Annotated in this window: 14 protein-coding genes and 1 pseudogene; 12 read left to right on the top strand and 3 right to left on the bottom strand. The window is 47.8% G+C overall.

All coding sequences use genetic code 11. The annotated features are described in order from the left end of the window. Window positions 1–465: 465 nt before the first annotated feature. Entirely contained in the window at window positions 466–756 is a 291-nt protein-coding gene (locus tag B0X70_RS15970) for an LCI fold-containing protein (RefSeq protein ID WP_036813898.1), read from the bottom strand. Between the two features lie 1,933 nt (window positions 757–2,689). Beyond that, a complete protein-coding gene (locus B0X70_RS15965; protein ID WP_146110715.1) occupies window positions 2,690–2,872 on the bottom strand; it encodes a hypothetical protein in 183 nt (60 codons plus the stop codon). Window positions 2,873–2,924: 52 nt separating this feature from the next. Between B0X70_RS15965 and B0X70_RS25300 the strand changes: the two genes are divergently transcribed. The 12 genes and pseudogenes from B0X70_RS25300 (at window position 2,925) to B0X70_RS15910 (ending at window position 13,048) form a co-directional block, all read left to right on the top strand. Further along, window positions 2,925–5,132, top strand: coding sequence for a PAAR domain-containing protein (locus tag B0X70_RS25300; protein WP_246593320.1), 2,208 nt, complete (start codon window positions 2,925–2,927; stop codon window positions 5,130–5,132). Continuing rightward, window positions 5,039–6,817: an RHS repeat domain-containing protein gene (locus tag B0X70_RS26100; protein WP_246593538.1), complete on the top strand. Its 1,779-nt coding sequence runs from the start codon at window positions 5,039–5,041 to the stop codon at window positions 6,815–6,817. Before B0X70_RS25300 ends, B0X70_RS26100 begins: the two co-directional genes overlap by 94 nt. Before the next feature lie 42 nt (window positions 6,818–6,859). Next, window positions 6,860–7,435, top strand: coding sequence for an HNH/endonuclease VII fold putative polymorphic toxin (locus tag B0X70_RS25685; protein WP_269468747.1), 576 nt, complete (start codon window positions 6,860–6,862; stop codon window positions 7,433–7,435). 14 nt (window positions 7,436–7,449) lie between these two features. Further along, window positions 7,450–7,839: an Imm50 family immunity protein gene (locus B0X70_RS15950; RefSeq protein WP_217469789.1), complete on the top strand. Its 390-nt coding sequence runs from the start codon at window positions 7,450–7,452 to the stop codon at window positions 7,837–7,839. Between the two features lie 169 nt (window positions 7,840–8,008). Further along, a complete protein-coding gene (gene tnpA / locus B0X70_RS15945) occupies window positions 8,009–8,311 on the top strand; it encodes an IS66 family insertion sequence element accessory protein TnpA (RefSeq protein WP_105398610.1) in 303 nt (100 codons plus the stop codon). Then, a complete protein-coding gene (gene tnpB, locus B0X70_RS15940; RefSeq protein ID WP_071881012.1) occupies window positions 8,305–8,640 on the top strand; it encodes an IS66 family insertion sequence element accessory protein TnpB in 336 nt (111 codons plus the stop codon). The genes tnpA and tnpB overlap by 7 nt, the downstream gene beginning before the upstream one ends. 63 nt (window positions 8,641–8,703) lie before the next feature. Further along, the gene (gene tnpC, locus B0X70_RS15935) at window positions 8,704–10,209 is read left to right on the top strand and encodes an IS66 family transposase (RefSeq protein ID WP_217469787.1); all 1,506 of its coding nucleotides are present in this window, start codon (window positions 8,704–8,706) and stop codon (window positions 10,207–10,209) included. A gap of 181 nt (window positions 10,210–10,390) precedes the next feature. After that, the gene (locus B0X70_RS15930) at window positions 10,391–10,660 is read left to right on the top strand and encodes a hypothetical protein (protein WP_146747489.1); all 270 of its coding nucleotides are present in this window, start codon (window positions 10,391–10,393) and stop codon (window positions 10,658–10,660) included. 45 nt (window positions 10,661–10,705) lie between these two features. Further along, a pseudogene (locus tag B0X70_RS15925) lies at window positions 10,706–11,536 on the top strand (AHH domain-containing protein); the annotation flags it as partial. A gap of 2 nt (window positions 11,537–11,538) precedes the next feature. Continuing rightward, the gene (locus tag B0X70_RS15920; protein WP_036812017.1) at window positions 11,539–12,072 is read left to right on the top strand and encodes a hypothetical protein; all 534 of its coding nucleotides are present in this window, start codon (window positions 11,539–11,541) and stop codon (window positions 12,070–12,072) included. A 330-nt stretch (window positions 12,073–12,402) separates the two neighbouring features. Then, complete coding sequence (locus B0X70_RS15915; protein ID WP_036812015.1) at window positions 12,403–12,621, top strand: AHH domain-containing protein; 219 nt, start codon at window positions 12,403–12,405, stop codon at window positions 12,619–12,621. Window positions 12,622–12,745: 124 nt separating this feature from the next. Then, window positions 12,746–13,048, top strand: coding sequence for a hypothetical protein (locus B0X70_RS15910; RefSeq protein WP_036812013.1), 303 nt, complete (start codon window positions 12,746–12,748; stop codon window positions 13,046–13,048). Window positions 13,049–13,385: 337 nt separating this feature from the next. Here the strand turns inward: B0X70_RS15910 and B0X70_RS15905 are convergent, their stop codons facing one another. Then, window positions 13,386–13,577, bottom strand: coding sequence for a DUF7706 family protein (locus B0X70_RS15905; RefSeq protein WP_036812011.1), 192 nt, complete (start codon window positions 13,575–13,577; stop codon window positions 13,386–13,388). Between the last annotated feature and the right edge of the window lie 80 nt (window positions 13,578–13,657).

Here is a 13,657-nt window from a genome sequence, read left to right as displayed (position 1 = left end):
TATATATTGTTTATACTGGATTATTTTTATTTTAAAACAAAATAAAGTAAGTGATAATTCTTATATGATTTATTGAGTCAATATTCTGTTGTTGTTATTATTTTATTTAAATCTGATGTGGTTTTACATAATAATTTCAACATAATGTACGGCAATCAATATATTGAATACATTAAATGTTATATTAATTCAGTAAATAGTGTTTTGAAGGGCAGTTGAAACAGGTTAATAAGGAAAAGTAGGAAGTATTATTATTTATGATATATTTTATGAATTTCGAGATGCATCGCAACGGCAAGGGAGTGAATCCCCGGGAGCATAAAACTATGTGACCGGAGTGAGCGAGTGCAGCCAATAAAGAGGCAATTTGAAAGATAACAATGGGTGCAAAGGAAAAGTCTTTTATTTTCAATGAGTTTTTTCATGGTTCTGAAAGCCTCTAACGAGGCTTTTTAGTAAATTTTATTATCCTCTTCTTTCATATAAAGCGGCATATTTCCCGCAATATAATTTGAATGAACCTTTAAAATACCATTTAACCCCATTCTTAGTATATATATTGGCAAAATTGTTAATATCTTTAAGAAGATAAATATAATGTATATAAACGTTATCACTATTTCTTCTGTAAATCTTTTCATCCGTCTCACTTTTATCACATCCAGTGGGAGGCTCAGGTATTCCTGCCGATGCAGTCCTAATTCCTCCGATTAATGCTGTTGCTAATGCTCCAACGATTAATAACTTTTTGAACATGAAAACTCTCCTTTGATATTTTTATAATTTGCATGGTTTTATAGCTTGGATATTAATTGTATCGTTTTTATGAAATTTGTCAAAATATTGAAGTTATAAAAATATTTATTTTAATCTTGGTAATATTAGGGTTTGTTTTATGAAGTAGGAAAATATTTTCTGAGGAATATAAATTTATATGTAATAATGCATTCTAAATTATCACATTGATTATATTGCAATTTCAAAATATTTTTGTATTTTAATTTTAGATTAGAATTTTAACTTATTCTTTGCAAGAACTCCTCCGAAAATATTAAGAACTCCTGTCGATTAGACAGCTTCCAAAAGATACAATTAAACAACCTGAATTTCATATTTGTATGAATTCAGATTGTGTACTTTCTTTTGAAACCTTTAGTGATTATATTGACCGAATGTATATTAAAAAAATTGTCTCAAACTACGCGAAATCTTCGTGAAAATAACTCCAAGCCCGTGCGCGCTAGCTTTTAAAAAACTGGCATTAATGGGAGACCTAATTTTTAAATCCTCAGCTGAATTAATTACCGATAAAAAATCGTTTGCTATCGTTAACAACAGAAAATATAAAGTAAAAAGAGAAAGTTAACCATGTTAAAAGGGATGGCGTCGGTAAAACAACCATCATTCTGAAGTGAACCCCGAAAGTTGGATACCCAACGATTAGGGGTTTTCCTGTTTTTTAAAGCAAAAGCGGGTTTCCATTACGTAGTTTTTATTAACCTAATGTTTTTTCGTTTCCTGGTACGTAGTTAAATAAGATTCCAAAATAGCGCTACATATTATACTACTCATAATTCTATGTATAACAATGGGTTGAAGAAGGTCATGTGTAACAGAATTATGAAACGTTATTTAACGTCCCCATTTTCATTAAACTGATGTTGAGGTTTTCTCTTTTCCCTGTATTTCACTCTTCAACATTAAAACCCGAGCAGATAACCGAGAGGCTAATAATATTTAAGCTCAATGCCTGATTATTTCGTCATGTTTAATACGGCTAATCTAATCAATCTAAAAACTTATTTATTTTCTTTAATGATTGTCTCTGCTTTTCATCAACGCCTTACAGCCCATGCAACACCACTTATTTAAGCACATTAGCTTAATTTGGTTAAATATTTTCACTCTTATTATTGGATTAACGCGGTCACTTGGTTAATCAATTCAAGACCGGTTTTTCCTGATGTTTTCATCAATATAGCAGCGAATTTTTTACCCGGTTTTAAAAAGTCTTAATCACCTATTTTTACCGTTAATGGTTAAATTTTTCAGCTGTTTTTTCATAACACACTGACTACTTTTTCCCGAGGTTAAAACGACACGGGCAAACCATAACCGGCTTTTTAACAACGGTTTTATCATATCCAGATAAAGCATATCTCATTTTACCTGAATCAGTGAAAACTTCTGACACGTCTTGCTTTCAAACACGATGAAAAACGACACCCCAAATGATTTAATCTCAACATGGCGAAGTCAATAAAAAACGCTAAAACGAAAAAGTAAAGACAGTAAAAACAACGTTAAAACTCTGCCGGTGGTAGTAAAATGCGATAAAAAAGAATTTAATGCCCATGTCAGGTTGCTGCGCTTGGCTTTTTTAGGATTACTTGTGGGCAGCCTCAGGTTTTATCATTGCTTCCATTGAATAAAATTCGGATGTTGGGTGAACGTAGCGGGTTAAAGGATTTGCGATTTATGTCACATTTATTAAGTTAATCAACTATTCATCAGACAAACAGACGGGACAACCTGAATTTTTTGTTATATGTTCCTGACTGGATATTAAACACATAAAACGACTGATGAGCTATCTTCACGATACTCTCAAGCCGCAATGGAATATCCCCGACGTTGCCTGTTCATACAGGTTATCAATAAGACTATCAGCGACAAACTGCCGGCGCCTTTATCGCTTTATAGATAGTTCTGACGTAACTTGCCAATGATAAGGGAGCGTGATGCCATTCCAAAAAAACCAATGCTGGCGATTGAGCGCCGGACAAATTGCTGACCGCCTGAGTGCGCAAAGCGCCAGCGGTCTAATCTGCCACATGCCCCCAACCCAGCCAAAGCCGCTGCTCACCATCATGACCACGTTTCAGCTTCGCCTGAGTCATGAGCCATAACGTCCGGGAGGGGTCATGAGTGTCTTGATGATGGCCTGGCTGGGGGCTGGCGCCGCGCAGCGTACACCCCAAACAAAGACGGCCGCCGCGGATAATGCTCCGCCGCCGACCGAAGGCAGCTCTTCTGCCGATACGGTGCTGAATTATCTGGAAAGTGAGGATTTTCAGCGTCATTCGCTGGCGGCGGCGATGACGTATACCGTAGCCGTGGGCGGCGCCCCCGCCGTCCTTCCGCTGGTCGCCGGGGTGGCCGCCGGGAAGCTGGGGGCGCAGATAGGCAGTGATATCGGCGAAAGCCTCACGCATGGCATGATGTCGCTTTGGGGCCAGCGCACCATCGCCACCGAAGGCCAGGCCCCGGCCCGGCTCGGGGATGCGATTGCCCACCAGAACAAAAGCGCCGGGTTATGGGGGGCGCTGGGCGGCGTGTTGCTTGGCGCGCTGGCGGCGGTGGCCGTCAGCGGGCTAGTTGTGGCGACCGGCGGCCTGGCGATGGCCGTGGTGGCCGGGGCGGCGGTCGGCCTGGCGGGCGGTTTTGTCGGCGGACTGGTCTCGTCCGTGGGCGCGGCGCTCGGGCAGTACGGGGCGAACAAGGGCCAGATTGTCGAAGGGTCGCCGGATGTCTTTTTTGAAGGCCGGCCGGTGGCCCGACAGGGGGACAAAATTGTGTGCGGCGACCACCCCGGCCCGGTGGTGATTGCCGAAGGCGCCAAAACCGTGTTTGCCAACGGCAGGCCGATTGCCCGGCTGGGCCACCGCACCGCCTGTGACGCCAATATCAACAGCGCCGCCGCCTCGATTGCCATCACTACACAAACCGGTGACGCCCTGACTATCCTGACCGCCAGCAACAAAGACCTGCGCTGGCTGGTGGCGATTGCCGGCGTGCTCCCGCTGCCACGGGGCCGGAAAGACAACGGCGGCAAAGTCAAATCCGGGGCGGAACCCACCCCGTCGGTGAAAAAAACCGGCTGTGACAGTCAGCTCTGTAGCAAAGCCGGCGAGCCGGTAGACGTGGCGACCGGCGACTTCCTCCAGGTCTGGCCGGTGCTGGCCCTGCCGGGAGTGTTGCCGCTGACCCTGAACCGGACTTACCGCTCCACCGCCGCCCTGTCCGGGCTGTTCGGCCCCAAATGGGCCGACGACTGGTCGCAGCACCTGCGCCGCGACGGCGAGGAAACCCATTTCACTGATGGCGAAGGGGTGATTTACACCTTCCATACCCCGACGGAAAACGTCTTCTCGGTCAACCTCCATGCCGGGCATTACCTGCTGTACGGCCGGCGCGACGGCGAGCTGCGCCTGTTCAACCGCCGCGCCCAGCAAATACTGAGCTTTGCCGAGGTCCAGGGCGATAAACGCCGCCTGTCCATGATAGAGGACCGCAACGGCAACCAGACCGTTTTTCATTACGATAAACACCACCGCCTGACCCGCCTGGTCCATGCCGACACGACGACCCTGGCGCTGCACTACGAGCGCCAGCGGCTCACGGCCATTGACTGGCTGCACGCGGAACAGCGCCAGCGGCTGGTGACCTGCCGCTATGATAATCCCGGGTATCTGGCGGAATGTGACGCCTTTCAGTTTCACCACCTGTGGCACGAATACAGTCCGCAGGGGAATATGACCCGCTGGCACGACACCGATAAAACCGATGTCACCGTGCATTATGACAACACGGGCCGGGTGACGGCCACCACCACCCCGCAGGGGTACTGGCAGGACCGTTTTGAATACGATGACGAACACCGCGTCACCACCTACTTCGATGCCGAAGGCGGCTGTACCCGCTACCACTATAACGCCGACGGCCTGGTGACCCGCCTGGTCGACCCGCTCGGCCATGAAACCCGGACCGAATGGGATTTCAGTTGCAAAGTCGCCGAAACCGACCCGCTGGGCCGGACCACCGCGTATGAGTACAGCCCTTACGGCGAGCTGACCGGCCTGCTGTCATCCACCGGTGACCTCACCGCTTACGATTACAATGAATACGGCCAGCTTACCCAGGTCACTCAGCCTGATGGGGCACGCTGGCGACTGCATTACAACGAACGGGGCAACCTGGCCTCCGTTATCGACCCCAGGGGCGGGTGGAAGAGACCCGTTACGGGCCGCGCGGGGAAATCCTGCGCCAGGTCCTGCCCGACGGCCGCGCCTGGCGCTACGGCTATGAGCGGCAGCAGCTCAGTGAAATTCGGGCCCCGGACGGCGCCCTGACCCGGTTTGACACCGACGGACTGGGCCGGCTGCTGCGGGTCACTGACGCGTTACATCAGCAGACCGACTACCACCACAGCCCGTTTCATGCCAGCCCGGCGGGCAGCGTCAGCGAGATACAGCTACCGGATGGCATCCGGCAGACCATTGACTACGACAGCGAGCGCCGGGTCTCGGCGGCGACTGACGGAGAAGGCCGGACCACCCGCTATACCTATGACGCCTTTGACCGGCTCAGCCGCCTCACCCGCCCGGATGGCGCGGCCCTGACCTTTGGCTACGACCGGCTGACCCGCCTGCAAACCGTGACCAACGAAACCGGTGAAACTTACCACTACACCCGTGACCCGGCCGGCCGGGTTATCAGCGAAACCGATTTTACCGGCCGGACGATTCATTATCAGTATGATGCCGCCGGACGCCGCCTCACTGCCCGTTACCCCAATCACCAGCTGCTGCGCTGGTGCTATACCGACGACGACCGCCTGACCCGCCAGGAAGCGTGGCAGGAAGAGGATGACCGGTGTACCTTACACGCCGTCACCACCTACGACCACGACGCGCAGGGACGGCTGGTCCGGGCCACTAACCCGGACGCGGTGGTGGCGTTTGAATACGATGAAGCCGGCCGCCTGACCCGGGAGACAATTAACGGACGCGCCGTCAGCCATCAGTGGGACCCGATGAGCGGCCTGCCCGCCGGATACCAGGCGGACACCCAGCCCGCGGTCAGCTGGTACTACGGCCTCAACGGCCGGCTGATGCAGTGGCAGCTGGACGGCCATGCCCCGTTGCAGATGCAGCATGACGGGCTGGGCCGGGAAATCGCGCGGGAAAGCGCCGCCGGCTTTATCCAGTCACACGCTTACACCCCGGTGGGGCTGCTGGCCCATCAGACCGCCGGGCGCAGCTCCGACTGGTTCAAGCAGACCCTGTACGAGGCCGACCCGCATTTCCCGCCGCGGGGCAGCGCGGTGACCCGTCACTGGCATTACACCCCGGCCTACAACGTGGCCTGCATGGAAGACACCCGCTGGGACGAGACGCGCTACGGCTACAATGTGAATGACCAGGTGGTGACCGCCCAGTTTGGCGGCCCGCGGGCCTGTGACGAGCAGTTTGTGTACGATGCCGGCCAGCACCTGCATTACCAAAAACGGGTGCCGGAACGGCTCAGTCAAGACCTGCGCCAGAGCTACCACACCCAGCAGGCGGGGCGGGTGATTCAGCACGGCGCCTGCGCTTATCGCTACGATGAAAACGGGCGGCGGACAGAGAAAACCGAGCAGCGACGGGGCTACCGGCCGCGGACCTGGCGCTACCGCTGGGACGCGCACGACCGGCTGACCGGGTTTATCAGCCCGGAAGGAACACGCTGGCGCTATGGTTATGACGCTTTCGGGCGACGGATTAGCAAGCGGAAGGAGACAGACGACACCGGACAACCGGTGAAACCGACCGCGATAATCGGCTATGATTACCTGTGGAGCGGGGAGCAGCTGATTGAAGAGACGCCGGTATATGCGGATGGCACTGTCGGGTATGAACAGAGCATTCACTGGCTGTATGAGCCGGGCGCCCTGACCCCATCGGCCCGATTTGAAAAAGGCCAGCTATACTATGTGGTGAGCGATCACCAGGGGACGGTGCGGGAAATTCTGACCGAGGACGGGGAACTGATATGAGCCGGCCGGCTGCTCACCTGGGGCGAGCCGGAACGCTGGCCGGTGCTGACGCTCAATGACCCGCGGAATCTGACGTGTCATCTCCGATTCTGTGGGCAGTATGAGGATGAGGAAAGCGGGCTGTTTTATAACCGGCACCGTTATTACGACAGGGAAACGGGACAGTACTTATCGACAGATCCTCTGAATCTTAGTGGAGGATTTAACCCGTACGGGTATGTCCATGATCCAGTCAATTGGATAGATCCTCTGGGACTAGCAGGGTGTAATGCCCAATTTAACTCCAGAAAAGATGCGCTCAGAGCAGCAAAAAGAAATGCGGGAATACCGATGAATCAGCACCCAAGTGCTGTTAAAAGAGTCCCACTGACTGATATAAATAATCACCAAATAATGGATGCTAACCACAAACCAATTGTAACGAGAGAATATCATTTCGCTCGTTCAGACGGTTCCAAAATAGTAATACAGGAACATTCAGCAGGGCATATATATGGTCCGCCGGGAACACCTGGAAATCAGGGGCCACACTTTAATGTAAGGCCATTTGATCCTAAAACCGGAAATGGTTCAAGGAATGACAAAGTAGCAGGGACATTTGAGCATTATGAATATTAAGGGAGATCATAATTATGTGGTTTGAACATGCCATGTATAAAGAAAAAATTCATTTCATGTTTAATGGTGAACTTTCAATAAATAATGTTGAATTTGAAGACTTTTTATATCATACAGGTTCTATTTTAAGAATAGGAATTCGTTCTAGAAATATACCTAAAAATATTCCTGAAAAATGGAAAAAAAGGGAGTTTAATGCGTTAGTAATAACTTTGAGTTTTGGTAATGTTACTCAATTTGAGTGTAAAGGAGGAGGCGTTGGTTTTAATTGTTCTCCAGTTATTTCATCAAAACCAGAAGAAATCACATTACTAATAGAAAATAAAGATTTTCATCTCCAGTGTGTGGCCGGTTTTATGATAATTGATGATGTCTCTCCTTATCTGGATGAAAGGTGGGATTAATATTTTAATTTTTTGTTGATAATTTCAATAAATAATAAAAAGCCGAAAATATCCCCGTGATCTTTCGGCTTTGTTATTTCTATGGTAAACGTCCGGTCATCTCACCTTGTTCTTCCTCTCCGGCCCCTGCACGCTACTGCTTCCTTATCTTCACCTGGAGACTGACACCATGAGCCGTAGCCGATATACCCCGGAACAAAAACAGCAACATGTGACCCAATGGCGCCACAGTGACCTGACCCGAAAACAGTATTGCGAACAGCATCAACTGAGTTTTTCCTCTTTCCGCGACTGGATTGCCGACAGTCACAAAATGCGCCAACCTCTCAGCCAGACACTGCCCGCCCTCTTGCCGGTTTCACTCCAGCCTGACGACGCGCCCACCGTCACCCTGCATACCCCAGACGGCTATGCCATCGCCTGTCCCTTGACGCTGTTGCCTGACGTGATGCGGGTACTGGCCCGATGCTGAAACCGCAACAGCTTTTTCTGGTGCGAGAGCCCGTCGACATGCGCCGGGGCATTGATGCCCTGACCCAGCACCTGGAGGGACTAAATTTACGCTGGCAGGACGAAGCCGCTTTTGTCTTCTGCAACAAGGCCCGCTCCCGCCTCAAGGTGTTGCGCTGGGACCGACACGGCGTCTGGCTGTGTACCCGCCGTCTGCATCGGGCCCATTTTGTCTGGCCGAAGCAGGGCGAGCGCAGCTGGGTGATGACGCCCGCCCAGTTTGACTGGCTCATCCGCGGCATTCACTGGCAACAAGTCGAGGGAGATGACCTGTCCGGCTGGCGAAGCTAATTCCGCTATCCCGGTCACACTTTTACCGGATAACGACGGGGAATTATCCGGTACACTGTCGGTATGACGCTCCATGACTTAATCGCGCTGGATGACCCCGGCCAGTTCCGCCTGCGGGCACTGGCGCTGCTTCAGCAACAATGTGATTATATTCGCCAGCTGGAAGAGGCCCTGAAACAGGCGCAACGCTGGCGTTTTGGCGCGCACAGCGAAACCCTGCCTGCCGGTCCCAAACGCAGTCAGTTTGAGGAAGATGCCGATACCGATATCGCGGTGCTGGAAACCCAGCTGTCACGCCTGCATATCAGGGAAAACGCGACCCCGGCCCAGCCTAAACGTCAGCCTTTGCCGGCGACTTTACCCCGTGAAGATATCCGGCTGGCGCCGGAGACGGAGAGCTGCCCGGATTGCGGTCATGCCCTGCGCTTTTTGCGTGATGAAATCAGTGAGCGACTGGAATATCGCCCCGCGACGTTTGTTGTCCGGCGTTATGTCTGTCCGCAGTACAGCTGCGCGGCCTGCCAGCGAATTCATGCCAAAGCCCAGCCCGCCCATCTGATTGAAAAGGGCCTTCCGGAGCCGGGGTTGCTGGCTCAGGTGGTGGTCGCCAAATATCGTGACCACCTGCCGCTCTACCGTCAGCAGCAAATCTATGCCCGCAGCGGCGTGACCCTGGCCCGCAGCACCCTGTCGGACTGGGTGGGGCAGGTGGCTGTGGCGTTGCAACCGCTGGCCGATGCCCTGAAGCAGACGCTGCTGACGTCCCCGGTGCTGCATGCCGATGAGACTCCGTTGCCGATACTGGCCCCGGGAAAAGGCCAGACCCAGCGGGCTTACCTGTGGACGTCTGTCACCGGCCCCGATACCTGGCCCGCAGTCGTGTACTATGAGCTGCATCCCGGCCGCAGTGGCCGTTATGCCCAGAGCCTGCTGAAAGATTGGTCGGGCGGCACGTTGGTGACGGATGATTATGCCGGTTACAACGCGCTGCATGCCCGGTCGGATATCACCGAAGCGGGTTGCTGGGCTCACGCCCGCCGCAAATTCTTTGACCAATACAAAGCGAGCCAAAGTCCGGTAGCGAAACAGGCGCTGGATGGCATTCGTGACCTGTACAAGCTGGAGCGAAAAATCAAACACCGGCCGCCGGATAAACGGCGTCAGTGGCGACAGCGTTATGCCCGGCCGTGGCTGAATGAGTTCCGGTCCTGGTTGCAGACGACGCAGACCCAAACGGCCCCCCACTCTGGGTTACGCAAAGCGATAGATTACACGCTGAAGCGCTGGCCGGCGCTGGTGTGTTATCTGGATGACTGCCGGGTACCGATAGACAACAACCGGGCGGAGAATGCGGTCCGGGGTGTGGCGCTCGGGCGAAAGAACGGGCTTTTTGCGGGTTCCCTGCCTGCGGGACAACGGGCGGCCATGATAATGAGCCTGTTGGAAACCGCTCAGGCCAACGGACATGAGCCCTGGGTCTGGTTACGTGATGTCCTCAGCCGGCTGCCTGTCTGGCCGAACAATCGGTTGAATGAGCTGCTGCCCTGGCCTGAGAATCCCTTCCGTTAACATCCCATTTTGTTGTTATCTGACAACGCAAGGTGAGTCCACCGGAACATTACCCTAGAGGTGCGTGGGTAAGTGAAGGACCTGCCGCCGCACAGGGTTCTGGTTATCCTGGTGGTGGATATCAAGCGGTTGTAACAAACTTACCTAAAACATGGGTTCAAAAAACAACAGGAGTTCCTTGGTGATGACATTAGCAAACTTACTAAATTCTCTACAAACCATCTCTGTGGAATTAATCAAAAGTGGAAAAGGAGAGACTGCTTACTTTTTTATTAAACGTTATGATGAAATCATAAAATTAAATAATGAACAGGATAGCATAAGGCAAATAGTAAAAGAATTATCTACATGTCAAGCTATGGCTCAATATGGTGATTTCTCTCCAATGGAGGAAAAACTTTTAGAAAGTGTAGTAAAAGATGCAATTAATTTTTTAGATCATAGTCTATAAAAAAACGGAAGATCTTCCGGCCTTACTGGTGATCTACCGTGGCGAATGCACTGGCTGTATGAGCCGGGTGCCCTGACGCTTTCGGCTCGATATCAACAGGGTCAGTTATACTATGTGGTGAGTGATCACCAGGGAACGGTGCGGGAAATTCTGACTGAGGAAGGGGAACTGATATGGGCCGGCCGGTTACTCACCTGGGGCGAGCCAGAGTTCTGGCGGGTGCTGACGCTCAATGACCCGCGGAACCTGACGTGTAACCTACTGTTTTGTGGGCAATATGCGGACTCGGAGAGTGGTTTATGCTATAATCGCTTTAGATATTACGATAATGAAACAGGCCAGTACTTATCGACAGATCCTCTGAATCTTAGTGGCGGATTTAACCCGTACGGGTATGTTCATGATCCGGTCAATTGGATTGATCCATTCGGGTTGGCAGGGTGTTCAACCAAACTGGGTAAAAACATGATGGAAGATATGGGGTTACCGCGTTCAACTAAGTGGAGTGGTTATCAAGCTCATCACGTTATTCCCAAACAATATGCTAACCATCCTGCCTTGAAAAAAATCAAGTATGATATCGATAATTCGACAAATGGAATTTTTCTAAGAGAAGTCGATGATGGAGTTAGTGCAATGGCAAGGCATCAAGGTAATCACAATGGTTACTCCAGGGCTATTAAAAATGCACTAGACAAAATAGACTTAAATCAGTCTGTTAATGAGATATCGAAACAAGTTGCTGATATACAAAATTTAGCTAAGAAAGGAATGATGAATGGAACACCAATAAGAGCTAAAGATATATCGAAAGGAAAAACCAAAATAGGCAATCAACGTGCTTTAGAAATGTGGAATAAAATTTTAGGGGTATAATAATGAAAAGCGAAAATAAGAAGTTTATAACTGAACCAATGAGTTTTTTATTTTCAGATAATCTTTTATCAGGGGGGGTAAAAGCACCTTCTGACATTATCCTATTGGAAGATAAAAACAAATCCCTCAGATTGTCATTAAGTCAAGATTTGCCAGATGGATATTTAGTTTGGCAAGATCTTATAGAAAATAGCGTTGGTGAATTTTCTTTAGAAGATAACTATTCTGAAGCTGAAGATTATTTAGAAGATATTGACGAAGAATACAGTGACTTACAAGAGGAAAAGACATTAATTTATAGAAAATCTAAAATAAAAAAAACAAATACAGAATACGATGATTTTTATTTTGAAATTTTAGATGAGGTCTATTATCAACTAAAAATGTTATCTATTCAAAGGTACATACTAGGTTATCAGAAGAAATCGTTATTAGAAAAAATGTTCGAAATATATAAAGAAGGGCTTTATCCATGCGGAATGACGAAGGATGAAAAAATAGTCGCTTTTAATCCAATGATATTAAAAACTAGTTGATATAGTAGATAAATAATTGTGAAAAAGTCGGAAAGATCCCCGTGATCTTTCCGCTTTGTTATTTTTATACTTAAAATAAATATTCCACAGGCTTGGTATTATATATTAAATATATAATTTAAAATCACAAAAATATAAAATAAATAAGAAGATAAAAAAGGAATAATACATAAAAATATAAGATTAATGTTAAATATATACATAGGCTATATTTTAGCTATTTTATTCTGTTTTCTCTCTGAAACAGCAAAAAGCCAGAATCGCTTCCGACTGGCTTCTTTCTTACCGTGGTGAATATTCACGGTAAGTTAGCGCCGACGGGTTAGTGCAATGGCAAGGCATCAAGGTAATCACAATGGTTACTTTAGGGCTATTAAAGATGTACTAGGCAAAATAGATTTAAATCAGTCTGTTAATGAGATATCGAAACAGGTTGCTGATATACAAAGTTTAGCTAAGAAAGGAATGATGAATGGAACACCAATAAGAGCTAAAGATAACTCGAAAGGAAAATCCAAAATAGGCAATCAACGTACTTTAGAAATGTAGAATAAAATTTTAGGGGTATAACAATGAAAAGCGAAAATAAGAAGTTTATAACTGAACCAATGAATTTTCTATTTTCAGATAATCTTTTATCAGGGGAGTAAAAGCACCTTCTGATATTATTCTATTGGAAGATAAAGACAAATCCCTCAGATTATCATTAAGTCAATATTTGCCAGATGGATATTTAGTCTGGCAAGATCTTATAGAAAATAGCGTTGGTAAATTTTCTTTAGAAGATAACTATTCTGAAGCTGAAGATTATTTAGAAGATATTGATGAAGAATACAGTGACTTACAAGAGGAAAAGACATTAATTTATAGAAAATCTAAAATAAAAGAACAAATACAGAATACGATGATTTTTATTTTGAAATTTTTGAAAAGATCTTTGAGATATATAAAGAAGGGTTGTATCCATACGGAATGACTAAGGATAAAAAGATAGTGGCTTTTAATCCAATGATATTAAAAACTAGTTGATATAGAAAACATATTCTCATGAAAAAGCCGGAAAGAATCCCGTAATCTTTCCGGTTTTGTTATTTTTATGCTTAAAATAAATATTCCATAGGCTTGGTCTTATATATTAAATATATAATTTAAAATCACAAAAATATAAAATAAATAAGAAGATAAAAAAAGGAATAATACATAAAAATATAATATTAATGTTAAATATATACATAGGCTATATTTTAGCTATTTTATTCTGTTTTTCCTCTGAAACAGCAAAAAGCCGGAATCGCTTCCGACTGGCTTCTTTCTTACCGTGGTGAATGCCCGTGATACGCCAGTGCCGACTGGAGCCGCCCTATCGCATCCTTAATCTGATACGCTTCCTCGTCATTCACGGCACAGGCGCGTATCTCCGCCCAGTTCAGCCGCTTCACCAGTTGGGCCAAGGCCAGCGCTTCAATGTGGGTTAACTGAATGTCCTGTAAATGTTCAATCACCATTTCAGATTATATAAGGAAGAATGCAGATCTTCGCAGATAACACGAATCTTTTGCGACACCCTCTTTTCAACGAGGTTTGC

The sequence above is a fragment of the Photorhabdus akhurstii genome, assembly GCF_019090985.1.
Lineage (GTDB): Bacteria > Pseudomonadota > Gammaproteobacteria > Enterobacterales > Enterobacteriaceae > Photorhabdus > Photorhabdus akhurstii.
This window is presented reverse-complemented; position numbering and strand designations above follow the sequence as displayed.

Excerpts from the sequence above, each read along its gene's own strand:
- B0X70_RS15970 (WP_036813898.1), bottom strand. The coding sequence starts at position 756 with ATGTTCAAAAAGTTATTAATCGTTGGAGCATTAGCAACAGCATTAATC.
- B0X70_RS15965 (WP_146110715.1), bottom strand. The coding sequence starts at position 2,872 with ATGATGGTGAGCAGCGGCTTTGGCTGGGTTGGGGGCATGTGGCAGATT.
- B0X70_RS25300 (WP_246593320.1), top strand. The coding sequence starts at position 2,925 with ATGAGTGTCTTGATGATGGCCTGGCTGGGGGCTGGCGCCGCGCAGCGT.
- B0X70_RS15950 (WP_217469789.1), top strand. The coding sequence starts at position 7,450 with ATGTGGTTTGAACATGCCATGTATAAAGAAAAAATTCATTTCATGTTT.
- tnpA (WP_105398610.1), top strand. The coding sequence starts at position 8,009 with ATGAGCCGTAGCCGATATACCCCGGAACAAAAACAGCAACATGTGACC.
- tnpB (WP_071881012.1), top strand. The coding sequence starts at position 8,305 with ATGCTGAAACCGCAACAGCTTTTTCTGGTGCGAGAGCCCGTCGACATG.
- tnpC (WP_217469787.1), top strand. The coding sequence starts at position 8,704 with ATGACGCTCCATGACTTAATCGCGCTGGATGACCCCGGCCAGTTCCGC.
- B0X70_RS15920 (WP_036812017.1), top strand. The coding sequence starts at position 11,539 with ATGAAAAGCGAAAATAAGAAGTTTATAACTGAACCAATGAGTTTTTTA.
- B0X70_RS15915 (WP_036812015.1), top strand. The coding sequence starts at position 12,403 with ATGGCAAGGCATCAAGGTAATCACAATGGTTACTTTAGGGCTATTAAA.
- B0X70_RS15905 (WP_036812011.1), bottom strand. The coding sequence starts at position 13,577 with ATGGTGATTGAACATTTACAGGACATTCAGTTAACCCACATTGAAGCG.